Annotated in this window: 22 protein-coding genes; 7 read left to right on the plus strand and 15 right to left on the minus strand. The window is 34.4% G+C overall.

From position 1 onward, the window contains the following. Nucleotides 1-25 precede the first annotated feature (25 nt). The 7 genes from GOQ24_RS04655 to GOQ24_RS04685 all read right to left on the minus strand — a co-directional run bounded on the left by GOQ24_RS04655 (nucleotide 26) and on the right by GOQ24_RS04685 (nucleotide 9,841). Complete coding sequence (locus GOQ24_RS04655; RefSeq protein WP_155091204.1) at nucleotides 26-2,245, minus strand: RelA/SpoT family protein; 2,220 nt, start codon at nucleotides 2,243-2,245, stop codon at nucleotides 26-28. Nucleotides 2,246-3,580: 1,335 nt separating this feature from the next. Further along, nucleotides 3,581-4,378, minus strand: coding sequence for a TrmH family RNA methyltransferase (locus GOQ24_RS04660; RefSeq protein ID WP_160339209.1), 798 nt, complete (start codon nucleotides 4,376-4,378; stop codon nucleotides 3,581-3,583). 1 nt (nucleotide 4,379) lies between these two features. Continuing rightward, complete coding sequence (locus GOQ24_RS04665; protein ID WP_155091206.1) at nucleotides 4,380-5,714, minus strand: DUF58 domain-containing protein; 1,335 nt, start codon at nucleotides 5,712-5,714, stop codon at nucleotides 4,380-4,382. A 14-nt stretch (nucleotides 5,715-5,728) separates the two neighbouring features. Then, complete coding sequence (locus tag GOQ24_RS04670; protein WP_155091207.1) at nucleotides 5,729-6,727, minus strand: AAA family ATPase; 999 nt, start codon at nucleotides 6,725-6,727, stop codon at nucleotides 5,729-5,731. A 7-nt stretch (nucleotides 6,728-6,734) separates the two neighbouring features. Further along, on the minus strand, nucleotides 6,735-7,943 hold the full coding sequence (locus GOQ24_RS04675; RefSeq protein ID WP_160339210.1) for a DUF4350 domain-containing protein: 1,209 nt from the start codon (nucleotides 7,941-7,943) through the stop codon (nucleotides 6,735-6,737). After that, nucleotides 7,936-8,766, minus strand: a complete 831-nt coding sequence (locus tag GOQ24_RS04680) for a DUF4129 domain-containing protein (protein ID WP_160339211.1) — start codon at nucleotides 8,764-8,766, stop codon at nucleotides 7,936-7,938. The genes GOQ24_RS04675 and GOQ24_RS04680 overlap by 8 nt, the downstream gene beginning before the upstream one ends. Nucleotides 8,767-8,872: 106 nt before the next feature. After that, a complete protein-coding gene (locus tag GOQ24_RS04685; RefSeq protein WP_155091210.1) occupies nucleotides 8,873-9,841 on the minus strand; it encodes a stage II sporulation protein M in 969 nt (322 codons plus the stop codon). Between the two features lie 24 nt (nucleotides 9,842-9,865). On the opposite strand from GOQ24_RS04685, the gene GOQ24_RS04690 reads away from it, so the two are divergent. Continuing rightward, on the plus strand, nucleotides 9,866-10,600 hold the full coding sequence (locus tag GOQ24_RS04690) for an RDD family protein (RefSeq protein WP_155091211.1): 735 nt from the start codon (nucleotides 9,866-9,868) through the stop codon (nucleotides 10,598-10,600). A gap of 15 nt (nucleotides 10,601-10,615) precedes the next feature. Then, nucleotides 10,616-11,224: a trimeric intracellular cation channel family protein gene (locus GOQ24_RS04695; RefSeq protein WP_155091212.1), complete on the plus strand. Its 609-nt coding sequence runs from the start codon at nucleotides 10,616-10,618 to the stop codon at nucleotides 11,222-11,224. Between the two features lie 737 nt (nucleotides 11,225-11,961). Here the strand turns inward: GOQ24_RS04695 and GOQ24_RS04700 are convergent. Genes GOQ24_RS04700 through GOQ24_RS04715 form a run of 4 tightly spaced genes read right to left on the minus strand, consistent with a single transcriptional unit; the run spans nucleotide 11,962 to nucleotide 14,368 of the window. Then, nucleotides 11,962-12,489: a mechanosensitive ion channel domain-containing protein gene (locus GOQ24_RS04700; RefSeq protein ID WP_155091213.1), complete on the minus strand. Its 528-nt coding sequence runs from the start codon at nucleotides 12,487-12,489 to the stop codon at nucleotides 11,962-11,964. A 1-nt stretch (nucleotide 12,490) separates the two neighbouring features. Then, the gene (locus GOQ24_RS04705) at nucleotides 12,491-13,078 is read right to left on the minus strand and encodes a Maf family nucleotide pyrophosphatase (protein ID WP_155091214.1); all 588 of its coding nucleotides are present in this window, start codon (nucleotides 13,076-13,078) and stop codon (nucleotides 12,491-12,493) included. A gap of 13 nt (nucleotides 13,079-13,091) precedes the next feature. Next, nucleotides 13,092-13,619, minus strand: a complete 528-nt coding sequence (locus GOQ24_RS04710) for a KdsC family phosphatase (protein WP_155091215.1) — start codon at nucleotides 13,617-13,619, stop codon at nucleotides 13,092-13,094. Continuing rightward, on the minus strand, nucleotides 13,619-14,368 hold the full coding sequence (locus GOQ24_RS04715; RefSeq protein ID WP_160339212.1) for a Rossmann-like and DUF2520 domain-containing protein: 750 nt from the start codon (nucleotides 14,366-14,368) through the stop codon (nucleotides 13,619-13,621). The genes GOQ24_RS04710 and GOQ24_RS04715 overlap by 1 nt, the downstream gene beginning before the upstream one ends. A gap of 63 nt (nucleotides 14,369-14,431) precedes the next feature. On the opposite strand from GOQ24_RS04715, the gene GOQ24_RS04720 reads away from it, so the two are divergent. Next, on the plus strand, nucleotides 14,432-14,821 hold the full coding sequence (locus GOQ24_RS04720) for a group III truncated hemoglobin (protein ID WP_155091217.1): 390 nt from the start codon (nucleotides 14,432-14,434) through the stop codon (nucleotides 14,819-14,821). Between the two features lie 134 nt (nucleotides 14,822-14,955). Here the strand turns inward: GOQ24_RS04720 and GOQ24_RS04725 are convergent, their stop codons facing one another. Further along, complete coding sequence (locus GOQ24_RS04725; protein WP_160339213.1) at nucleotides 14,956-16,377, minus strand: TlpA family protein disulfide reductase; 1,422 nt, start codon at nucleotides 16,375-16,377, stop codon at nucleotides 14,956-14,958. Nucleotides 16,378-16,558: 181 nt separating this feature from the next. Between GOQ24_RS04725 and GOQ24_RS04730 the strand changes: the two genes are divergently transcribed. Then, nucleotides 16,559-18,175: an ABC-F family ATP-binding cassette domain-containing protein gene (locus tag GOQ24_RS04730; RefSeq protein ID WP_160339214.1), complete on the plus strand. Its 1,617-nt coding sequence runs from the start codon at nucleotides 16,559-16,561 to the stop codon at nucleotides 18,173-18,175. A 151-nt stretch (nucleotides 18,176-18,326) separates the two neighbouring features. Here the strand turns inward: GOQ24_RS04730 and GOQ24_RS04735 are convergent, their stop codons facing one another. Together GOQ24_RS04735 and GOQ24_RS04740 are read right to left on the minus strand one after the other, a co-directional pair. Beyond that, nucleotides 18,327-19,775 carry a glyceraldehyde-3-phosphate dehydrogenase gene (locus GOQ24_RS04735; protein WP_155091220.1) on the minus strand — a complete coding sequence of 483 codons (1,449 nt, stop codon included), beginning with the start codon at nucleotides 19,773-19,775 and terminating at the stop codon, nucleotides 18,327-18,329. A 111-nt stretch (nucleotides 19,776-19,886) separates the two neighbouring features. After that, nucleotides 19,887-21,287, minus strand: coding sequence for a trypsin-like peptidase domain-containing protein (locus tag GOQ24_RS04740; RefSeq protein WP_160339215.1), 1,401 nt, complete (start codon nucleotides 21,285-21,287; stop codon nucleotides 19,887-19,889). Nucleotides 21,288-21,425: 138 nt separating this feature from the next. On the opposite strand from GOQ24_RS04740, the gene dapF reads away from it, so the two are divergent. From dapF to mltG, 3 genes are read left to right on the plus strand one after another with little or no spacing between them, the layout of a single operon-like run. Then, nucleotides 21,426-22,205 (plus strand): diaminopimelate epimerase, encoded by a 780-nt coding sequence (gene dapF, locus GOQ24_RS04745; RefSeq protein WP_155091222.1) that lies wholly within the window; start codon nucleotides 21,426-21,428, stop codon nucleotides 22,203-22,205. 6 nt (nucleotides 22,206-22,211) lie between these two features. Further along, a complete protein-coding gene (locus GOQ24_RS04750) occupies nucleotides 22,212-22,733 on the plus strand; it encodes a GNAT family N-acetyltransferase (protein ID WP_160339216.1) in 522 nt (173 codons plus the stop codon). Between the two features lie 8 nt (nucleotides 22,734-22,741). Further along, nucleotides 22,742-23,779 carry an endolytic transglycosylase MltG gene (gene mltG / locus GOQ24_RS04755; RefSeq protein WP_155091224.1) on the plus strand — a complete coding sequence of 346 codons (1,038 nt, stop codon included), beginning with the start codon at nucleotides 22,742-22,744 and terminating at the stop codon, nucleotides 23,777-23,779. A 313-nt stretch (nucleotides 23,780-24,092) separates the two neighbouring features. Here the strand turns inward: mltG and GOQ24_RS04760 are convergent, their stop codons facing one another. Continuing rightward, a complete protein-coding gene (locus GOQ24_RS04760; protein ID WP_155091225.1) occupies nucleotides 24,093-25,565 on the minus strand; it encodes an efflux transporter outer membrane subunit in 1,473 nt (490 codons plus the stop codon). Nucleotides 25,566-25,571: the final 6 nt, after the last annotated feature.

Consider the following 25,571-nt stretch of genomic DNA (forward strand, 5'->3'; position numbering starts at 1 on the left):
CTCTTAGTTTAGACTTGTTCAAGGCCTAATTTGGATTGACTCTACTTACTTTTTCTATTCCTTCGATCTTTTTAATATTATTGATCATTTTCTTGAGAATATCATTATTTGGTACAATTACAGTGATTGATCCCTTAAATATTCCTGCATCTTCGCTTAATGAGATACTTCTGATATTACTCACTTTACTCTCCATGATTATTTTGGTAATCTCTGTAGTAAGTCCAGCTGAGTCCAATCCTGTGATATTAATTGTCGCTTCAAAGTTGGCTGCTGTTGAAGAATCTACCCATTGTGCATTCATGATGCGATAAGCGTAATTTGAACGCATGCTGATGGCATTTGGACAATCTGTACGATGTACTTTGATTCCTTCATTTATTGTTACAAATCCAAATACGTCATCTCCTGCGATTGGATTACAACAGGTTGCTAACTTGTAATCTAATTTCTCTTTTTCTTTGCCAAATACTAATAAGTCAGGCGTTTTAGTATCGCTGCTTTCATTGTTGATAGCAGGGATAGAAGGGGCTCTTTTAATAGTCTTCTTGAAGAAATTAAACAGTGTGTTATTTCGGTTAGAAGCATATTCTTTTAGCTGTGTATTGTCTATCACTCCAGCTCCAATGCGATAAAACAGGTCTTGACTGGTTTTTAGTTTAAAGTGAACAACCATTTCGTTGATCACTTTTTCATCCATATTCACCTTAAGGTGTTTTAACTTGCGCTGTAGTTGCTCTTTTCCATCATCGGCAATCTTCTTAGTGTCTTCATTTAAAGCACTTTTTATTTTATTTCTCGCCCTTGAGGTTGTGACATAGTCTAACCAGCTGACACTTGGTTTTTTACTTTCTGAGGTGATAACTTCTACTTGATCACCACTGACTAAAACGTGGTTCAAAGGAACCAATCGTCCATTTACGCGTGTTCCCCTTGTTCTCAAGCCTACTTCTGAGTGAATAGAAAAGGCAAAGTCTAAAGCAGTCGCTCCTTTTGGAAGGGATTTAATCTCTCCTTTTGGCGTAAACAAGTAAATTTCTTTTGCGTATAAACTTAATTTGAAGTCTTCTACAAAGTCTACAGCATCTGTCTCTGCATTTTCAAGGGCCTCTTTCAATTGGTTAAGCCACTTGTCTAAGCTGTTTTCTTCTGTGATTCCCTGCTTGTATTTATAGTGAGCTGCATATCCTTTCTCTGCAATTTCATCCATTCGCTCACTTCTAATCTGTATTTCTACCCATCTACCTTTTGGTCCCATCACAGTAATGTGCAAGGCCTCGTAACCAGTAGATTTAGGAGCAGAAATCCAATCCCTTAGCCTGTTTGGGCTGGGTCTAAAGTGATCAGTTACAATGGAATATATTTTCCAAGCAATGAATTTTTCATCGTGTGGTGTTGATTTATAGATAATTCGAAGGGCAAATTTGTCGTATACTTCATCAAAAGTTACATTTTGAGCCTTCATTTTTCTGCGTATGGAGTAAATCGACTTAGGTCTTCCCTTCATCGAATACTCGATTTGTTCTTCATCTAATGATTCTTTCAGTATATCCGTTACTGATTTGATATAGGCAAGCTGCTCCTCATTAGATTCTTGCATTCTGTTTACAATATCCTTGTATATACGGGGTTCTGTATATTTTAAACCGAGATCTTCTAACTTAGTTTTGATGTTAAATAACCCCAAACGATGAGCAAGGGGGGCATAAATATACAGGGTTTCTGAAGCAATCTTAGCTTGCTTGTAGTCTGCCATGCTCTCCATCGTCTGCATATTGTGCAAACGGTCGGCAATCTTAATAAGGATAACGCGAACATCATCATTTAAAGTCAATAGCATCTTGCGGTAGTTTTCCGCTTGCATAGAAATATGCGGGTCTGGTTCTAATAAAGCCATTTTAGTTAAACCTTCAACTATCTTAGCTATTTTAGGATTGAACCATTCTTCAATTTGCTTGACTGTGATATCCGTATCTTCTACTACATCATGCATTAATGCAGAGGCAATAGAAGTGGCTCCCAACCCAATCTCTGAGGCAACTATTTTAGCCACAGCAATAGGGTGGAAGATATATGCTTCACCTGATTTACGTCTTTGATCTTTGTGCGCCTCTACTGCAACATCAAATGCTTTGCGAATTAGTTTTTTATCTTCATCATTTAGTGTTTGATAACTAATTTTCAGTAACTCTTTGTACTCTTTTGCAATCGCTTTGTTCTCTAATTCAATCTCTTCCTCTGTCATAAAAATAATAGCACTTAAATGAGTTTGTATATTGTATTAAATATATGAAAAAATCAAATTAGCCTTAGTATGACAACTGTTAAAAGTTATTATACTGGCCGTAGTTTTTTCAGTTTTTTGATCTCCCAAATGAAAAAAACGCTTTTGAATCTATTTTACCAAGGGAAAATAGAAAAAGTAGGTTTGTAATTTGATAGGGGGTAGCAATTTTTTTAGATTGTTAATCTTCTTACAAATATAAGATTAAATTGAAGATTTTGTATTTGACTTTCTATGTATTGTCAATAGATATTTCTATTGCGTTATAAATAATTGCAATTGCTCTTTAATTCTGTTTCTTCATTATTTTATTTAGCTTTTCTCTTATGATTCTTGGTGATTTTTACTTGAGATCAAGTGTCTGTACAATAAGGTGATGTTACAATGGAAGGAATAGAGCGGGAGGGTGAGCAATGTTTGTGGTACTATCGTTATACGTGTTTGATTTAAGTTAGTTGTCTATCTTTAATTGGGATGTTGTGATTAGTATGCTTGGAGGACTCTGTGTTTGGGATATACTATTTCTCGTATAAACTCTAATTTACTCTTGTATCGTTTGCGTATGCACTTTTTTCTTCAACTGTATTTTACCTACTAATAGCAGTAATTTAATTTTTACTTTTTTGTCAGAATCCGTGAAGTAATGGCGACGTGTATTAAAAATCAAATTGACAAGAAACAGAATATCACTTTTAAAAACTGGTAGGTAGATGATCTATTACTTACACTTATAATAGGAAGGGCTACTTATCACTTTGTGCTCATCTGATAAGAGATAGATTGCGAGTATCTGGTACTTTTCTTGCGCCTTTCTTCGAGAAAACCGCGCTTTTGGCCAGTAAACCCCAAGGAAACTGCAAGAAATCCCCAAGAAAGCGCAAGGAATCCCCCTTAATTAAGCATGGGAATCTGCTTTTTATGGCTGCTTTCTTTTTTCGACCATCTTAGTGATTTAGAGAATAGTGTATATTGAAGTGTCCTCGGGTCTATAGTTGTGAATGAGTATCATTAATTCAAAATCCGAGTTAGCCCAATATCGCAACGCAATGCTATTTCTTTGATTCTTCATTAACTCTAAAACCGGATTATGGCATGTTTGTATTACTAATGCTGACTTATTTTGTTTAATGAGTCGTCGTTTATAGGTCTATCGTCCCTTTTGGGTTATAAGCACTTATTCTACATTGTCTCTTTTCGGATGCTGAATTTGCATCGAGATTATCTATAGAGTAGTTCATTGTGATAGTATTGGAAAGGCACAAAAAAAGCGATGAGATCTTCATCGCTTTTTTGTTTTTATTTAAAGTCCCTTTGTCTTTTTGCTTCAAACAATAAAATCGCCGCCGCAACTGAAACATTCATGGAGTCAATTTCTCCACTCATAGGGATAATAATATTCTTTGTACTGGCCTCTCTCCAGGGCTGTGTAAGTCCTGTAGCTTCAGTACCAACTACAAAAGCAGTTGCAGAGGTGTAATCTCTTGTGTGATAACTGGTCGAATCTTGTAGAGTAGCACAATAAATGGCTATATTTTTTTGCTTTAAAAAAGCAATAGCTTCTTCTGTACTTGCCATGGCTATTTGGTTGGTAAACACGCAACCTACACTTGAGCGAATGACGTTTGGATTGTACAGGTCCGTTCTGGGATTCGCGATGATAACAGCATCTATATTTGCAGCATCAGCTGTGCGCAATATTGCTCCTATATTCCCTGGTTTTTCGGTAGCTTCAGCTACAAGAATAACTGGGTTATCTGACAATTTTAAATCGGATAGGCTCAGTTCTTTTGTTCGTGCAATAGCCAAGACTCCTTCTGTGGTATCTCGATAGGCAAGTTTTTGATAGACCTCTTTAGATATCTCTATTAATTCTGTAGATTGATTCAGATATGGCTTTAATTGGTCAAGAGAAATAATATCAGCTTGATACAAAATAGTGTTTATTTGATAGTTTCCTTTTGTAGCTAATTCTATTTCTCGAAGGCCCTCAATTAAAAATGTACCAGATTGTCGTCTGTTTTTTGACTTTTCTTGCAGTTGTACAATGCTTTTTATAAAGCTGTTTTGAGGACTTTCTATCTTTTTAGTAATCATATTATAACTTTCCTTTTGCCTTGATTTCGAGGTATTTGTTTATTGTGTTTATCGACAATTCATCTGGTTTGGTTAGGACAGACATGATACCGTATTTGGTAAGTTCATTGACGATTAAACGCTTTTCAAAGTTAAATTTTTCTGCGATAACTTTGTCAAATATATGATCGGTATTTAATGCCTTTTTATTGGCAAGCTTTGTAAGCTCTGTGTTTTCGAAAAAGACCACTAATAACAAATGACTTTTAGCAATGGCTCTAAGGTACTTTAACTGTCTATTCAAATTCGATAGGGATTCGAAGTTTGTATATAAGATAATTAAACTGCGATGTGTGATATTGTATTTTATTTGGTTGTAAATCAATCCAAAATCACTTTCCTTAAAGTTTGTTTCTATACTGTAGAGTTGCTCTATTATTTTGGTTAAGTGACTTTTTTTGTTTTCAGCCAAAATTTTGTTTTCTACTTTATTCGAGAAAGTCATCATACCGATGCGGTCATTTTTTTTAATGATGACATTGGACAATGCTAAAGTTGAATTGATAGCATAATCTAATAAGGTCATTCCATTAAAGGGCATTTGCATGGTTCGACCTTTGTCCAGGATACAGTAAACATTCTCTGTGTTTTCATCCAAAAATTGGTTGACCATTAACTCATTTCGCTTAGCTGTTGCTTTCCAGTTGATAGTGCGTATATCATCTCCGATGACATATTCCTTTATCTGTTCAAATTCCGTAGTCTGACCAATTTTGCGTATTTTCTTTAAACCAAAGGCAAATTTGTTTTTAGAAAAAGCTATTAAGTCGTACTTCTGCATTTGAATGAAAGAAGGATAGCAGGCCAAGTTCTGTTTGTCTGAGAATGTGTATCTTTTTGCAACTAACTTTAAAGGTGAATTAACAAAAATATTAAGTTTGCCGAATTGATAAACTCCGCGTTTTTTGGGAATTAAGGCGTATTGAAAATTTTGTTTTTCATTGCTTTTAATCCTTTGTTTTATAGTGAAATCTCGCTTTTGAAATTGAAAGGGGATTTCATCAATAATTTGACAGTCTATCGAAAAAGTGTATTTGTTTTGTACAGCTATTTTTATTGGATTTTCATCTCCATTTGACAGGCGTTCAGGTAGTGTTCTCTCAGCTACTATTTTGTTATTACCTAAAAATAGAGCCATTATATCGGACAATATTGCAATTAAGAAAAGCCATAGTAATATCCATACCAAATCGTAGAGGACTGGTACAAAAAAGGATATGACGAACAGGCAGATAATTACTCCAAAGCCTATATATACTCCTTTTAAAAGGTATAATCGTTTAAGTAAATCCAACATACAATGCTTTTTAATTATCTTGGAATATCTATCGATTCTACGATTTGATAAATAATGTCTTTGGCTGTCATGCCTTCCATCTCTCTTTCTGGAGAAACAATAATCCTGTGCTGTAGAACTGGGTATACTGCTTCTTTAATATCTTCAGGAGTGACAAAGTCACGGTTATTTAAGGCTGCAAATGCCTTTGATGCATTTAAAATGGCAATAGAGGCTCTTGGAGATGCTCCCAAATATAAAAGGGGATTAGTACGTGTATTGGCAATAATTTTTGCAATGTACTCCATGAGGTTCTTTTCGATAATAATCTGTTTGACTAATTTCTGAAACGCTACTAATTCCTCTGGTTGGATTACCTTGTCAATTTTTTCCAATTTTGTTTGATCCACTAATGTGTGTTCTTTTTCAATAATCTGAATTTCTTCTTCCAAATTCGGATATTCAATATTGATTTTAAACAAGAAACGGTCAAGTTGTGCTTCGGGTAATCGATAGGTTCCTTCTTGTTCGATAGGGTTCTGTGTTGCAATAACTATAAAAGGTTGGTCCATCTTATAGGTGTGACTATCAATTGTAACTTGTCTTTCTTCCATTACCTCAAACAAGGCTGCTTGCGTTTTTGCTGGCGCGCGATTAATCTCGTCAATCAGAATCATATTGGAAAAAATAGGTCCTTTTTTGAACTCAAATTGACTGTTTTGAACATTGAAGATCGAAGTACCAAGAATATCTGAAGGCATTAAATCCGGAGTAAACTGAATACGACTAAAGCCCATATTAATGGTTTGCGAAATAAGTTTAGCAGATAATGTCTTGGCTACTCCCGGAACTCCCTCTAAGAGGATATGGCCATTTGATAAAAGCGAAGCTAAGATTTGATTAATTGTCTTGTCTTGTCCAACAATTACTTTTGCAACTTCTTGCTTGATCGCTTGAACTTTTTGTGTCAATAAGCTCAAATCTAAACGCGATTCAAACTGTAAGTTTTCTGTATTTTCTTGTATGTTTTCCATAGTGTAATTAGTCAATTATTTTTTCTGTAAGTTTATTAAATTTTATTAAATCGGATTCACTTGCCCCATATTTAGCTTTTCTAAATGCGTTGACAAAATTGACATAGGCTACAATATCCTTTCTATCCTTATTTGTCTTGATATGATAAGACTCTACAAATTTTTCATCTAATTTGGAAGTGTCTATCCAATATAGCCTTCTGATCTTTTCTAAGTTGTAGATAATACTCTTATTTATGATATCGCTATAATCTTTATTTTGAATATACAGGTTAGATACTGTCTTAGTAAAATCTACTGTAGTATTGGTTAAGGGTACTATAATAGGTACTACTCGTTGCTTGCGTTTAGCTGTAAAGACGACAAAGACAATTAAGGTGGTTAGACAAAGGTACCACGCCCATCTAAGTTCTTTGTTTCTCAGTATAAAGCTCAGTATTGAATCATCATCACTAAAAGGCGAATCACTGTCCTTATCGGTAACAAAGTAAGTTATTCTATCCTCTGGTAGATAAGAAAGTACACCTTGAATGTATAGGTGATTATTACTCTTTAACATATTGTAATTGGTAAAGATAGTTGAGTCAGTACCCAAAATAATTTTACCTTTTCCATAAGAGTACTCAATCAAATTAGGATGTTTTTGGCCGTCTAATAACGTTTTATATCCCAATACTTTTACTTTGTTTTTGACACTGTCACTTATTTTAAATACGTTGCTGTTATTGTTCTCAAAGGTAAAGCGTGAAGTATTAATATTCTTATTTGTTAACTCTAAGGTGTAATTGTCTTTCTTATATTGTCTTATTTCGGGTGCTACAATGTGAATTTTTAAGGATTCAGCTAAACTTTCAGAGCCAAGCCTTTCAAATACTAAAGCTGTATTTCCTTTTTCAACGTAATCAAGGAGTTGATCCAATAAATAAACGTCAAAATTAGTTTGATTTCGGATACTAATCAATGATGTTTTTACATTGGTGTCATAGCGTTCTTGAGATAAGAAAGTATAGGTTTTTGGACCTACGTGTTTTAATTTATTCTTGGGAAATAAAAAGTCAATTTCTTTATTTAGAATATACATTCCGTATGGATTCTTATCCGTAACACTATAAGACTCCTCCCAGTTAATGGGTGGCTTTTGATTTTTTTTGAAGATTACAACCAGTCCAATAACTACGACAATTGCTATAATAAATTTTTTAGTAGCACTATTCATTTTTACCTGGTTTTAATGTTAAGTCAAAAGCTGCTTTGGCTTTGTTGAATTCTTCTTCAGTGATAAGGTGTTCTCCATACCAAATGTGATTGTATAAATAAGACAAATATTGAAACTGTTCTTTAGTTTCGATATTCTTTATCTCCAGTAAGTAATCCGTATTTGTTTTGTCCACATGCCATTGAATGATGTTTTGTTCTTGTAAATGTTGTAGTAGCCATAAATAATAAAAGCGAATACCAATTCTGTATTCCTTTCGCTGAATCATTTCTTTTATCAATGTAGGGAAATCAGCATTTTCAATATCATTCTCAGCATTTTGCAGTTTAAATTGCAAGTCCTTGCCTTTGCGTTTGAATCCCCAATAAATATCTTTTTGTATAAATGCTCTTATGACATAGTAAACAATAAGGAAAAATACTAATATCGCCAATATTCTCATCCCTGTTACAAAGTTAGATACATCGTTATGAGTGATCGTTCTATTTCCAAAAATATTGTCGAAGAACTCATTTATTGCTTTTAATATTTTTTGTAAGAAATTGTCACGGACAACTAAGGATTCATCATATTGGAAATCCTTATCTTCTAAATATCTCTTTTTGTAGTCACTTCTAAATTTCCTTAAAGTAAGAGCAGAATCCGTATCTACTGTTAGGGGTAGGTCGTATGTCCATGGTTTTGATTCTTTTTGGCCAATTACTCCATATGGTTTTTCTGCTATGGAATCAAGATAAGTTTCTACTTGCTGACTATAGCCATAGGGTATAGTTAGAATAAGACAACTAAAAAAGATATATATATTGATTAATTTACTATTCATGTGCTGTGCTTTGCGTATTAGTCTAAATGATTTTGTGTCTCACAAACAAGTTTAATTATGCTGCAGTGTTATCACACATTTCATTTTCAATCTTGTAATAGTTAGGTTAGTGTAGAGGATTAAGTTTTCGATGTACTTTGTAAGGATAGATAAAAAAGTAATAAACAATTATTGCCAAGGTTCCGAAAATAATCAAGTAATTAATGATATCGGGCATCTCTTTGGCATATCTTGTTATATATCCTTCAATAAACCCGGCTGCAATAGTAAAGGGAATTGTCGCTATAAATATTTTGAACCCAGCTTTAAAGCCGATTTTAAAAGAGTTCATTCTCGAAAATGTTTTTGGAAACAGTAAACTTCCACCAAAAATAAAACCTGCAAAAGCTTCGATAACCATCGCTGTTATTTCCATCGCTCCATGTAACCAAATACCTCTGAAGCTATCCATAAAAGCATTGTGTTGTACAAATAGATATTGGAATGTTCCTAGCATGATCGCATTTTGGAATAGAAAAAATAACGTTCCAATTCCGCCAAATACACCATAAACAAAAAAACGCAGTCCAACGTTAAGGTTATTTGCAGTTATACTAATAAAACTCCCCCAATTACTTCCAGATTTATAAACCCCCATAACATCGCCACTCTCTATATTGTTAAGGGTCATATTTACATAACTATCACCTAAAATAGCTCTACTAAAGTTTAAATCATAATGCGCAGAAATCACTCCAATGGCCGTAATAATTAAAAAGGCTAAAACAGAGAATTTTAAGTAATTTCTGTATTGGTATATCGTTAATGGAACTTCTGTCTTAAAAAAATATGAAATTCTATTCTCTTCAATGCGTTTTAGTTTGTAAATTTTTTGATAAGTTTGTGCAGCTAAATTGTTTAGATATTGCGTAACTTTACTTTTAGGGTAAAAAGTCTGCGCGTATGATAAGTCATTCATTATCTGAATGTACATGTCCGCTAAGAAATCAGGTTTTTGAGTTTGATTTGAAAATATCGTTTTTTCAAAAGCTAACCATTGATCTTTATTTTGTTTTATAAAAGCAACTTCTCGCATGAAGTGAAAATGTTTTGAAATATTATGGCTAATTTAACAATAAATACAACACAACATATACAATTAGAGTTTAAAAGTGCTCAAGTTGGTAGCCGAGTGATGGCTTTTTTTTTAGATACTTTGTTTAAAGTGTGCTATATTGTTCTAATCATAAAGTTATTCGATGGTTTTTATTTGTTTGAGAATGTAATGGATAGTTGGTCACAGATGGCAATAATTATTGTGTTATATGCTCCTGTAATTTTTTATACGTTATTTTTTGAAATTGTGTTACAAGGGTTTACTCCTGGTAAAAAGATAGCCAAAATACGTGTGATTAAAATAGATGGTTATCAAGCCACAATTATGGATTATGCTATTCGATGGATTATGAACCTGGTTGATATTTACAGTTTTAGTGCATTGATTGGTCTTGTTTCAATGTCTTTTTCAAAGAAAAACCAAAGGTTAGGGGATATGTTAGCAGGTACTGCCGTTATAATTTATAAGGAAAGAACGGATTTCTCAGCTACGATCTTTCAAGAAGTTGAGGATACTTACGTTCCTGTCTATAATCAAGTTTTGAATCTCTCAGACAATGATTTGCGCATTATCAAAGATACTTACCTTTTGTATAAGAAAAACAGAGATTCTCGATTGCTTCGCAAATTAGTCAATAAAGTAACAGAGGTTATGTCTGTCGATGTTAAGCACTACAGTAATCAAGAATTTATTGAAGTAGTACTGAAAGACTACAATTATTTAACTGCAAGAATTTAATTTTTTATTCATTTAATGTTTAGTTTTTTCGAGATTTTAGACTTGCTCGGAACCTTAGCGTTTGCTATTTCCGGCGCATTGGCTGGTCGTGAACGTAGGTTAGATCTTTTTGGAATGACCATATTGGCATTTGCAACAGCCATAGGAGGCGGAACCATTCGGGATATGATGATTGGGTTTACTCCTGTGATGTGGTTGACTAACTTGAGTTATTTCTACGTTACACTTATTGGGGTTGCCATGGCTATTGTATTTTACAAGAAATTCAATGTGCTTCGCTATTCGCTATTTTTATTTGACACTATTGGTATAGCTGTCTTTACTCTTATTGGTATCGAAAAGGGAATGAGGATTGGGCTACACCCCGTTATCTGCGTTACTTTAGGGACAATTACCGCTTGTTTCGGTGGGGTAATTAGGGATATCTTAGCCAATAAGATTCCAATTATCTTTAGAAAAGAAATATATGCAACTGCTTGTATTTTAGGTGGGGGGATGTATTACTTTTTACATTATTTTCAATTGCAGAAGGATGTGATTTACATTGCTACGGCTGGTACAATCATGATTATTCGTGCGCTATCAGTTAAGTATAAATGGAGTTTGCCATTTGCTCATGACTAAAGCAATGCATCGTTGAAGAAATATATAGCCCAATCCCTTAACCAAAGGATTGGGCTATTTTTTTGCATATTGTTAGTAGGCAATGGCAAAACAGGGAAGTTTGTTGTTAAGTTAGAAAAGGAGTGTTGTCAATCTTTACGGTGTGTCTTGTTGTCAATTTTCTATCCTAAATACTTAATTGGGGCATTCTTGTAGTAGATGTCGTCTGATATGCCGGTGTGTAACTTTTACATTATTCCCTTTTAAAGGAACAAAAAGTAGATTTAAGGAGTGACTTTGTGATGATGTAAAATAAGCGTATTAAGAGTATCAATGAACTTAGTATACACAATAGTTAAATCGTGAATTGCTTTAATGAAATGCTCGTATTGTTGTGGAACCTTTTACTGTTAAAGTTAATCCGCATTGAAGTAATGGGATTTAAGGAAGCTATTTTGTAAGTTGAACATTACTTTAGGCTTGATCTTTACTCTGTGTAGGTAACCTGATATTTGTAAGGGCCTTACTAAGTATTTATGTTTTAACAATAAAAAAGCGAAGAATGTAAAGACAAACTTCGCTTTTTACTTTAGAATAATGGGGGTATTCTAAACAGTATAAATATTAAATTGTTATGAAAAAGTTTCAAATCAAAAATCAAAAAAAGCTAGTTACAGAAAGGGTCCATAACTAGCCTTAACCACTACCATTTGACTATTAAAACCGTTTAGCTTAAAAACAATTTCTATGCCAATATTTTATATTGTAGGAAAATTTTCTTCAGATTCTTCTTTTGAAACAATGACAATCCCTTTCTGTAGCAGTAAACTGTTGGGATAAGAGATCTTTTCGTTTTCTTTGGAAATTATTATTGTACAGAATGCTTTTATATCTGTAATAGTTCCTTCAATTGGAAAATCTTTATCTTGTATTCGTATTACATCTCCAATTCTAAATGGAAATGAAAAGAATAAGAGTATTCCTGCTGTTATATTACTTAGCAAAGACCATTGAGCAAACATCGCTACACCTATTACTGTAAATACCGATGTCAGTGTAAGCATAAAGTTTTCGGGCTGTACTCCCCAAATGGTTAAGATTAGTATCAGAAACAAAACCAATAAGAGTGTATTGAATAATCTTATGACCAAAATAACTCTGTTGTCTTTACGCTTCTCTTTGTTAGAAAAGGAGCGTATGATATACGATACTAATTTTCGACAAGGAAAATAAAGTATAATGATTATTGCTGTAATAACTATTTTCGGATAATAAATGTGTAGCATATTATTCTTTTATAAAAGCGATCAATTCTTGTACTAATTCTGTTGTAGGTAATCCTACGATATTGGTATATGAACCGTCAATTTTAGAGATTCCTATAAGCCCAATCCACTCCTGAATACCATAAGCGCCAGCTTTGTCATAGGGTTTGTATGTATCTATATAAAAGTAGATAGCCTCATCAGACAATTCGATAAAATCAACTTTAGTAATACAATTAAATATCTTGATTTTGTTCTTGCTTCTTAGACACACAGATGTTATTACTTCGTGTTGTTTACCAGACATCCCCTTTATCATGGTGTAGGCCTCTTGACGATCTACAGGCTTTCCTAAAGAGGTATGATTATTCCAAACCGTGGTATCACTGGTAATGATTATTTCATTGTGAGCCAATAGTGGAATCGCTTGAGATTTTGCATTAGCGATAAAGTCCGTAATAGCTTCCCTTTGCAGTGTACTTGGATACGTTTCATCAATATCCGATGCTCTTACCGTAAAAGGAATTTGCAAGTCTTGCATATATTGTTTTCGCCTTGGTGAGTTTGAACCAAGTACAATATTGTAATCTTTAAATATTTGTGATAACATTCGCGTGAATTAATTAATCGTATTTAGCATCAAAGTGCTGAAACCATTTTTGTTGTGTTTTCATCACTTGTTCGATGACTTCTCTTACTGCGCCTTTTCCTCCATTGACATGCGAAATGTATTTAGCTACACTTTTTACCTCTGGTACTGCATCTTGTGGGCAAGTAGGTAGAGCCGCTTTTTGCATAACGTGGTAGTCTGGTATGTCATCACCCATATACATTACGTTTTCAGCGTTAAGGTTGTATTTAGCAAGAAGTTGATCGAATACTTCAACTTTATTAGATACACTCATGTGTATGTCTTTAACTCCTAAGTTTTGCAATCTAATGCGCACACCTTCGTTATTTCCTCCTGAGATGATAAATACGTTATAACCGTGTTCGATTGCTGCTTTGATTGCATACCCATCTCGGATACTCATCACTCTAAGTAAGTTGCCATCTTGTGCTACGTGTACTGAACCATCTGTAAGTACACCATCTACGTCTAAAATAAACGTAGTGATGTCATTCATTATTTCTTTGAAGTGTTTTGACATTATCTATTTAGTATTGAATTAGTTATTAATTGATAAATTTCTTTTTCGTTTGTTCCTTCAAGCATTTGAAGATGACTGTCAATCGTGCCTATATCCTTTCTTGCTGCAGGTCCTGTTTGTGCTTCTTTTGGAGAAAGTACTTGTAGTTTCTCAGCAGTTTCCGCTATTAGTGGCTTGAGAATGTCAAAGGGAACGCTGTTTTTCTTACAGATGTCTTCAGCCAAAGTGCATAGGTGATTAGTAAAGTTGTTTACAAATACTGCCGCTAAATGAATTACTTTTCTTTGTTCAGAGCTAATCTTGTATACTTTTTCAGAGAAACAAATGGCAATTTTATCCAGTAGTTTGAAGTCAGTAGGTTTAGCCGCTTCTAAACAAAAAGGCATTTTGGAAAAGTCAACTTCTTTGTCATACGAAAAGGTTTGCAACATATAAAGTACTCCTTTGCGGTTTGTTCTCTGTATAATATCCATTGACTGTGTACCTGAAGTATGAACTACAAAGGCATTGTCAAAAGGAATGGCATTGGACACTTCTGCAATAGCATCATCGCTGACTGCAATGATAAAAATATCTGCAGGCTTTAGCAAATTGATGTCTGTTATTATTTGATTCTCAGAAACTAAGTCGTTAACTTTGTTTTTGCTTCGTGCATACACTTGTTGCAGTGTTAGGTTGTCTTGTTCTAAGATATTTAGAATAAGATGATGAGCTACTTTACCAGCTCCTAAGATTGAAATTGTAATCATAATAAGTACTTAGCAAACAGTTTTTTCAATTGGAACAATTTTTGTAAAATTAAGCAATTTAAGATGAAAAAGGATATAGAAACTTTAGAAGATATCAAGATACTTGTCGATACCTTTTATGGACGAGTACAAGAAAATGAAATGATAGGGCCTATTTTTAATAGTAAGTTAGAAGGGAAATGGCCAGAGCACTTAGAGAAAATGTACAGCTTTTGGCAGACTATTTTATTAGAGGAATACACTTATAGAGGTAAGCCTTTTCCTCCTCACGCACAGTTACCAGTAAATACTGAACATTTCGAAACTTGGAAAGTAATCTTTAATGGTACAGTTGATGAGCTATATGAAGGTAAGATAGCCGATGAGGCGAAGTGGAGAGCGGAGAAAATGGCAGCTATGTTTTTAAGTAAGATTGAGTACTTTAGAGAATTTGGTGGTAAGCCATTGATGTAAAGAGTTTTTGTGGGGTAAAGTATTTCAATTTATCCTGTGTTTGTCAAAATACAGAACAGTGAGTTAGTAAAACCCTTGAGCTTTTTTGGCAAAAAAAGTAGTTAATCAAACGTTTATAAAAGAAAAAAGGAAGATTAATCTTCCTTTTTTTCTTTTATCGTTGTTGCAATATTTCGGTCAAAGATATTGACAAATGCATTTTTAATTGTACCATCTGCGTTTAAGACAATACTTCTTTGGATTTTTGTAATGATCCACTTGTCTTTCATTTGATTAAAATCTGTACTCCTTAATTCAATTAAATTAGCATGTTTATACTTGCTGACAAACTTTACCCACTCAGTGTGCTCTCCATCAATGCAAACAGAGATAATTTGTATATCTGGATTTTGATCCAATAACTGCATTGCTCTTCTGTGTGCACCATCTGCGTGACCAAGTGTGTTTTTGGTCCAGACAAACATTAAGGTTGGTTTGCTTATTATATTGTTTACCTCTACCGGTATTCCTTCAGTATTTACTAAGGGAACATTTGGCAAGCGTTTTTCGTATTTGAGATTTTGAACAGCTTCTTGGATTTGTATAATCTCCCCGTGCTGTGATTTATCTGTAGAAAGTTCGAAGTATCGGTCTAAGAATTTGTCATTGTTATTTAAGTTCTGATCTTCTAATAAGTATATAAAGGCAATATTGTCTAAAATAGCATTTTTGACTTTTTTATTCTTGATTAAAGTATCTACTATATTTAGTTTTTCAATGTTCTTATCAAATTTTCTCGATGCGTCAAAATCAATTTCAGTTTCATTGGTTACTGAGTTGAGCATCATGGATAGGTATCGGGTATAAGAAGAATAACTAATCAATCTTTCCTCGTTGAAGTTGATTTTCTTTCTAAAACTGTAGTAATCTTCTGGTAAATTTTGACGTATATCTTGATTTGTTCTAATGTAGTGAGCTAAAGGGTATATTTCCTTTTGAGCAAAAAAGTGTAAATCCAATTTTGCTTTAGCATAAATGTCAAAGTCATTAGACCACCCAATGAGTGTTTTACTTCTAAGGTAATAGGTTGTTCTTGCTGCGTGCGTTGAATCAAGCTTGCGAAGAAATACTCCTGGTTCCAAGTCGTAATTCTCGTATTTATAGTTTTCGTCCACAAGATTTTTCATGTTTAAAGCCATCAAGAAATTATTCTTTTCAGCTCCACGTCCAGAAAAAATAATAGAATGGTCAAAATCACGAGTATTCAAACGAAGGTTTAAACTGTCATTCTTGTCCAAGTAAACATATTGAAATTCGGGTCTGTGTCTGTAGATATACATCCCAGGAGTCAATGAATCAAACTTATGTGAAAACTTGTTGTGCTGGTCTAAATAGAGTGTATCTAAGACCTCATTGTCTTTGCAAAATAAGACATAGTCACTGTTGGGGTTTACTATTTCACCCTGAAAATAGGCACTGTAATCACTATCGTCAAATTTGGGTTGACAAGAAGTAACAGATAGTGTAATAGGTATTACAGCAAAAAATATATTTTTACTTATAGTTTGAATATTCATTGTTATAAAAAGCCTCTTAAATTGGTCTTTTAAAATGCGCGCTATAGCAAATGTAAGTTTTCATGTTGGCAATCGTCGTTAACAAGCTGTTAAAATGCGATATTAAGGAAGTATTGAGAATTAATCTTATATGTGGGATAATTTTATTAATTTTGTCGGCAATTTAAATCAATAGATAATAATGTTAACAGTTTCGAATCTGTCAGTTCAGTTTGGTAAACGAGTTTTATTTGACGAAGTTAATGTAACTTTTACACAAGGTAACTGCTATGGGATTATTGGTGCTAATGGTGCTGGTAAATCTACATTCTTAAAAATATTATCTGGAGAGATAGATCCTACATCAGGACATGTTTCTTTAGAACCAGGAAAGCGTATGTCTGTTCTTAACCAGAACCACAATATGTTTGACGAGTATACAGTTTTAGAAACTGTAATGATGGGTAACAAGGATTTGTATAATGTAAAGAAAGAGATGGATGAGCTTTACCTAAACTATACAGATGAAAATGCTGATAGAATAGGTGAGTTGCAAATTCGCTTTGATGAGATGGGCGGATGGAACGCTGAATCTGATGCAGCTACTATGTTATCTAACTTGGGAATCAACGAAGAGTTTCACTATACGACAATGGCGGAAATGGATGCTAAATTAAAGGTACGTGTATTATTAGCACAGGCTTTATTTGGTAATCCAGACGTGTTGATCATGGATGAGCCTACCAACGACTTGGATTTTGAGACAATTGGTTGGTTAGAGAATTTCTTAGCTCATTACGAAAATACAGTTCTTGTTGTATCTCACGACCGTCACTTTTTAGATGCTGTGTGTACGCATGTATCTGATATTGACTTTGGTAAGATTAACCACTATTCTGGTAACTATACTTTCTGGTACGAGTCAAGTCAATTAGCGGCTAAACAAAGAGCTCAACAAAACAAGAAAGCAGAGGAGAAAAAGGCTGAATTGGAAGAGTTTATTCGTCGTTTTAGTGCGAACGTAGCAAAGTCTAAACAGGCTACTTCTCGTAAGAAAATGATTGACAAATTAAAATTAGATGATATTAAACCATCATCAAGAAGATACCCTGCTATTATTTTTGATCAAGATAGAGAGGCAGGAGATCAAATCTTGAATATCGAAGGACTTGCTGCTTCTGTAGATGGAGAAGTATTGTTCAAGGATGTGAATCTGAACATGGCTAAAGGAGATAAGTTAGTTGTTATTTCTAAAGACTCTCGTGCTACAACCGCTTTTTATGAAATTTTGAATGGAAATAAACAAGCAGATGCAGGGAAGTTTGAATGGGGTATTACTACTACTCAATCTTATTTGCCAGTTGAAAACCACGAGTTTTTTGATAACGACTTAACTTTAGTAGACTGGTTACGCCAATGGGCTAAAACAGAAGAAGAAAGAGATGAGGTTTATGTACGTGGTTTCTTAGGAAAGATGATTTTCTCTGGAGAGGAAGCGCTTAAAACTGGGCGTGTGTTATCAGGAGGAGAAAAGGTACGTTGTATGTTATCTCGTATGATGATGATGAGAGCTAATGTATTGATGTTAGATGAGCCAACAAACCACTTAGATTTGGAGTCTATTACAGCATTTAACAATACGTTGAAGAACTTTAAGGGGACTATTCTATTAACGACGCATGACCATGAGTTTGCTCAGACGGTTGGTACTCGTATTTTAGAATTAACTCCAAATGGTGTAATTGATAGATATATGACTTTTGACGATTACTTAGATGATCCAAAAGTAAAAGAGTTAAGAGAAAAGATGTATTCTTAATTAAATATCAAAGTCCTACTGTTTAAAGTAGGACTTTTTTTATGCACTTCATTTTGATTAGTAACACCATTTTTAGAAACAGTTTATAACAAAAAAAAATAGTTCAGCTAAAAAGCTGAACTATTTTTTGTAATAGAATGACTTCTATCTATTAATAGTAAGTATAACGTCTAACTTGAGCGATGTATTTAGCTAAGCGAATAACTTGATGGCTGTAACCATATTCATTATCATACCAAACATACATTACAACGTTTTTACCATCTGCTGATACAATTGTAGCTTTACTATCAAAGATAGATGGAGCCGAAGTACCAACAATATCAGATGATACAAGTTCGTTGTTGATTGAATATTTGATTTGCTCTACTAAATCACCATTAAGAGCGGCCTTGCGCATTGTTTCGTTTAACTCCTCAACTGTAGTATTTTTTTCTACTTCTAAGTTTAATACCACTAATGATCCGTTAGGAACTGGTACACGGATAGCATTTGAAGTTAATTTACCAGCTAAAGAAGGTAAAGCCTTAGCAACAGCGCTTCCAGCACCTGTTTCAGTAATAACCATGTTTAGTGCAGCAGCTCTACCACGACGGTATTTTTTGTGCATATTGTCTACTAAGTTTTGGTCATTTGTATAAGCGTGGATTGTCTCTAAGTGTCCTTTTACCACACCGAAGTTGTCTTCCATTACTTTTAAGATAGGTGTAATAGCATTTGTAGTACAAGATGCTGCAGACCAAATATCTACTTGAGCTGGATCGTATTCTGTGTGATTTACTCCGTGAACGATGTTTGGAACACCTTTACCAGGAGCAGTTAACAATACTTTAGAAGCACCTTTCGATGACAAGTGGCGTTTTAGATCTTCATCTGTTTTAAAAGCACCAGTATTATCGATGATTAAAGCATTGTCAATATCGTATTGTGTATAGTCAATTTCTTCTGGAGAACCTGCAGAAATCATGTGTACTGTTGTACCATTGATGATTAAAGCATTGTTTTCATGATCGGCGATTACAGAACCTTCAAAGTCACCGTGTACTGAGTCATATTTAAGTAAAGAAGCGCGTTTTTCTAAAAGAATTGGATCGTTTTTATCACGAGTTACAATTGCTCTAAGACGCATTTGTTGTCCTTTACCAATTTTATTCATTAATTCACGAGCTAATAAACGACCAATACGTCCAAATCCATATAATACAACATCTTTTGGTACGATTTGTTCAGTTTCTTTAGCATCTTTTAATTTACTTACAACGAAACCTAAAGCATTATTGTGTTTATTGTCTTCTAAGTGGTATTCGTAAGTCAGTCTTCCGATATCTATTCTTGAAGGCGGTAAATCAGCTTGTTGAATAGCTTTAGCGATTTCTACAGAGTCGAAAATGTTAATTGGTTTTCCTACAAATTTTGCAGCATACTCATGAAGATTAATAATGTCGCTAACACTACGGTCAATTAGTTGATTGCGGAACATTAAAAGTTCAATAGATTTATCATACCATAAATCGCTAACGATTTTGATGAACTCTACACATGCTTTTCTGCGATCTGCTTGAAAAGCCAATTCCTTTTCGTATAAACTTGTATTTTTCATTATAAGATTGTGTTGTATAAAATTAGTGCAAAAGTCTGCTTTTTTGTCGAATAAATCAAGAGTTAAAAATAAAAAGACCTCTTTCGAAGTCTTTTAAATGATTATTTGGATTTAAAGTAGTATTCTTATTAGTTCACCCGAAGAACTAATAACTTCAAGCTTTATTTTTTGTGAATTTACTATTTTGTCGAATAGCATTTTAGCTTGGGCAGTGTTTTGTACTCTTTGCCCATTTATAGATAGGAGTATCCCTTGTTCAAGTTCGTCTTTATATGGTGCGTAATTAGGGTTGTCTACTTTAGTGATTTTTAGACCGTAATTGATCTTAAGTCTTTCTCTTTCTTGTTCAGTTATTTCTTCAAATTCAAAACCATTGTAACTTACTTGTTGGGATTGTGCTTTGATAAGCGCGACCATATCTGTTTTGCTCTGACCATTTCTAATGTAGGTAACTTCTACTTTGTCTTGTGGTCTTTTGGTGTTTAGAATGGATTTTATATCTACAAAAGTTTTGATTGGCTTGCTATTGATCTGCGTGATGATATCACCTTTAGTTAAGCCTACCTTTTCAGCATCGGATTGCTTTACTACATCTTGTATGTAAAAACCATGCGTTTGTTCGATCTTTAGATCTTTTGCTATAAGGTTGTTTAGTTCAAAACCTGAAACACCTAACACGGCCTGTTGCACATCGCCATATTCTAATAAATCTTCAATTATTTTTTTGGTAATATTGGACGGGACAGCAAAAGCATATCCGACGTACGAACCAGTATTGGAAGAAATCATTGTATTGATACCTATAAGTTCTCCTCGGGTATTAACAAGGGCACCACCACTATTACCTGGGTTGATTACTGCATCTGTTTGTATAAAGGATTGAATACCTGATTTGGATAGGTTACGTGCTTTAGCTGATACGATACCCGTGGTTACAGTAGAGGTAAGGTTAAATGGATTACCTACAGCGATGACCCATTCTCCAAGTCTTAGGTTATCCGAATCTCCAAATACCAAGTACGGTAGTTTCTTATCTGCTTCTATTTTTAATAAAGCAATGTCCATTTGTTTGTCTGTACCAATAAGCTTTGCTTTATAGGTCTGGTTGTCGTTTAAGGTCACCTCAAGTTCTGAAGCATTAGCTATTACGTGATTATTGGTTACGATATAGCCATCTTCTGTGATGATTACTCCTGAACCCATTCCTACTTGAGCTTGTGTTTCTCCCTTGTATCCGTAAAAGAATTCCAGTAGCGAATTACTTCTGGTGCGTGTATAACTCAAATTCTTAACGTGAACAACAGCATTTACTGTGTTTTCTGCTGCTTGAGTGAAATCTGTCGGTGCAGCACTACCAGCAATGGAAGAGGTTTTTAACGGCAGAGTGTGCTCTGAATTAGCAGTTTGTTCTAAAGTCGGAATTGACTTATTTTCAAAAAAGTATTTGTAACCTCCAAGGGTTATTGCACCACTGAAGATGCATAGGAATAATAAACTGATTGTTTTCTTCATAATTAACTAAAAGCTTATTGATTTGATATGTAAAAATAAAAAAGGAAATAGTGATTTCGAAGTTGTTTAACCAAGACTTAACATAGTGAGATTAACAACTTAATTTGTAAATTTGCTTTTTATCAAACCGTAGAGTATATGTTGAAATTTTATAAATATCAGGGAACAGGTAATGATTTCGTTATGATAGATAACAGAGATAGCCACTTTCCTAAGGCTAATCAGGAGTTAATTGAGTTGTTGTGTGACAGACGATTTGGTATAGGGGCCGATGGTCTTATTCTATTGGAGAATGATAGAGATTTTGATTTCAAAATGGTATATTTTAATGCGGATGGCAAGCAAAGTAGTATGTGTGGTAATGGAGGAAGATGTATTGTCGCTTTTGCAAAGGACTTAGGTGTGATTCAAAACCAATGTCGCTTTATTGCAGTAGACGGAGAGCACACTGCTAAAATCAGTAGTGAAGGATTAGTTTCTTTGCAAATGATAGATGTGGATAAGGTTCATGTAGAAAAGAAATTCAGCTTTTTAAATACAGGATCTCCACATCATGTTGAGGTGGTTCGTGAATTAGATAGATATGGCGTTTTTGTAAAAGGCAAAGCCATAAGAGAAAGCGAAAGGTATGCTCCTTTTGGAACCAATGTAAACTTTGTTGAACAAGAAGGTCCGAATCGCTTTAGAATCCGAACATTTGAACGCGGAGTTGAAGATGAAACACTGTCGTGTGGAACAGGTGCCACTGCAGTAGCTATCGCCATGTATCACCAAGGAAAGGCTGATGCAAATGACATTGTCATTGAAGTAGAAGGAGGGGAGTTGTCTATTAGTTTTGACAAACGCGACAATACCTATACAAATGTTTACTTAACGGGACCTGCAGAGTTTGTTTTCCAAGGTACTTTTAATAATTAATATACAATGTTTATTCAAGGGGAATTGATCTATCTACGCGCTTTAGAGCCTGAAGATTTGGAGTTTATTTTTTTAATTGAAAACGATGTGAAGCTATGGGAAGTGAGCAATACACAAACGCCTTATAGTCGATTTCTCATTAAGCAATATTTAGAAAATGCCCATCAAGATATTTACGAAGCCAAACAACTTAGATTGGTAATTTGCCATCGAGAAACTCATAAGACATTGGGCTTAATTGATCTATTCGATTACGATCCTCAGAATAACCGCGCTGGTGTTGGAATTGTAATTCAGTATGAACAAGAAAGGGGAAAAGGCATCGGTACAGAGGCTTTAGATTTAATGATTCAATATGGAGAAAATCACTTATATTTGAATCAGTTATATACAAATATATCTACTGATAATAAGGCGAGTATTAACCTATTTGAAAGTGCTGGTTTTGAGTTAGTAGGTATCAAAAAAGCGTGGACTCGCAAAGGAAATCAATACAAAGACGAAGGTTTATATCAATTAATTTTTTAACAAGAATAATGAAAGTAAAGAACATTATAACTTTAATCGCTGTTTTAGGAGCCTTTGGTCTCTTGGGATATTTGTACATCTGGTATGGTAAGGCATTTAATAGCAATCTTGAAGGGTGGAACGAGAAGGAATACATCTACGTTGCAGAAACTGACAACTTTGAAAAAGTGGTGAGTATGCTATCTCCTTATTTGAAAGATGTTGAAAGTTTCAAGACTATTGCGGAACAGAGAAACTATGATGCACTTGTTATCAATGGTCGATTTCAGTTGAGAAATGGCATGAATAACTACGACATTATTCAGGCTTTGAGAGATAATAAACCGACACGAGTAACTTTCAATAATCAAGAGCGAATAGAGAATTTGGCAGGTCGTATTTCGAGTCAAATCGAAGCAGATAGTCTTGCTTTGTTGGAAACATTTTTGAATAAGAAGTTTTTATCTGACAACGGATTCACACAAGAGAATGCACTTGTTATCTTTTTACCGGATACTTATGAGTTTTATTGGAACGTTAGTCCAATTAAATTGAGAAATAAGTTGCAAAGTGAATATGTTCGCTTTTGGAATGAAGAACGATTGGCTAAGGCTAAGGCGATAGGGTTGACTCCAATTGAAGTTTCTATTTTGGCGTCTATTGTACAAAAAGAAACGGTAAAAGCAGATGAAAGACCTAAAGTGGCAGGAGCATATCTAAATAGATTAAAGATTGGTATGCCATTACAGGCTGACCCTACACTTGTGTATGCACATAAGCTTCACACAGGGGATTTTGAACAAAAAATATACCGCGTATATAATAAACACAAAGAGTTAGACTCTCCATATAATACATATAGAAACGCAGGGCTACCTCCTGGACCAATTGCCATGTCAGACAAGACTTCAATAGATGCTGTTTTGAATCCAGAAGAGCACGATTATATCTATTTTTGCGCAAGTGTTGATAGACCTGGTTACCATGAGTTTGCAAGAACATTGGCACAACACAATGCTAATAGTGCGCGATATCACAATTATTTGAATCAAGCAGGAATACGATAGTATCCTTGAATCATAGAGAATCAAAAGAGAAACTGCTCCAAAGTAGTTTCTCTTTTTTTTGCATTTCATCAGAGGATAGGCAAACTAATAGCAGTCGTCTGGTCGATATTGTGTTGCAATCAACCAAGTCTTCTTGGGGTGAGATATACTTTGTGTATTATTAAAAAAAAGAGTGTATTTAGTATATTGACTAATAAAAAAAGACTGCTGTATAGCAGTCTTTTAAGGCGTGTTTTGTTGTTTGTGAGTTTGGCTATTCTAACAGTGCCTTTATTTATCTTGTTTGAATGATAAATAAAGGATAGACTGTTTATTATTTCCAACCACCACCAAGTGCTTTGTATAAGTTCACACGTGATAGTAATTTGGCTTGTTTAAATTTATTCAAGTTTAATTCACTGTCTAACAAGTTTTTTTGTGCATTGATAACCTCAATATAAGTTGCATATCCACTGTTAAATAGTAAGTTAGATTGTTTAACTCCCAATCTTGACGTAGTTACTTGCTCTTGTGCAATGTCTATCTGTTCGTCGATGGTCTGTAAGTTAATCAAAGCATCAGTCACTTCAGCTATTGCACCGTAAACAGTTTTCTGTAAGTTGATTTCAGATCGTTCTCTTTCTATCTTAGCAACTTTAAAATCAGTTTTCAGCTTTCTTTTGTTGAAGATAGGAGCAGCCACTTCACCTATTAAACCTCCGAAGAGCGACCCTGGAATATTGAACCAGTTCTTGCCCAACATACTGTTTAATCCCCCTGTAACGTCAATAGACAAAGAAGGGTATCTACTTGTTTGTGCTACGCCAACTAAAGCATTCTTCGCTTTTAAGTCTAATTCGGCAGATTGAACATCAGGTCTTTGGCTTAGCATATATAAGGGAACTCCTGTAGCAAGTGTTTCATTCGCCTTGGCATCTGCCAGTTTCGTATTTCTTTCTATTTCATTTGGCAATTGTCCAGTTAGAAGTGAAAGCGCATTTTCCTGATTGGCAATTTGTTGTTTTAGAGATGGAATTAACGCTTTGGCAACCAACATCTGGTTTTTCGTTTGTTGAATAGCCAAAGAAGTAATTTGTCCAGCATCTCTTTGAAGCTCGACTATCTTCAGTGTATTTTTAGTCAGATCATAGTTGGTTTGGGCAACTTCCATTTGTGCATCCAAAAGCAGTAAGTTGTAGTATCCTTCCACAATACTGGCTATTAACTCTGTTTGTACAGCTTTTGTAGCCTCTGTTGTTTGTAGGTATTCCGCTAATGCTGCAGCACTCTTACTTCTAATTTTTCCCCAAATATCTAATTCCCAACTTAGCGATAGGGCAGAAGTATATTGAGCTGAGTTTACATACATATTCTCAGGAGCTTCTTTGCCTTTGTGGTCATAGTAATTCCCCGAAGCAGAACCATAGTAATTCTTAGATTTATATTGGTAATTTACATTTCCTAAATCGGCATTAAGAGAAGGCAGCCATTCGTGTTTTGCTTGTTTTGCTCTTTGATTGGCAATTTCCAGGTTTTTAATAGCATCTAACATATCGAAGTTATGAGCTAAGCCTTTGTCAATTAGTTCAATTAATTGTTCATCTTCAAAGAACTCTCTCCATGGAATATCTGCGATACTTGTAGAGTCACTTGCCATCGTTAGAGTATCTTGACCTCTATAGTGATCAGGAACGTCTAATTTAGGAGCTCTATACTTTGACTGTGGAGCACAAGAGGTTACTAATAAACCTCCTGTGACCATTGCTGAGTATAATGTATATTTTAATATTTTATTTGCGCTATTCATGATTGT

This window comes from Myroides sp. LoEW2-1 (genome assembly GCF_009767705.1).
Taxonomy (GTDB): Bacteria; Bacteroidota; Bacteroidia; order Flavobacteriales; family Flavobacteriaceae; genus Flavobacterium; species Flavobacterium album_A.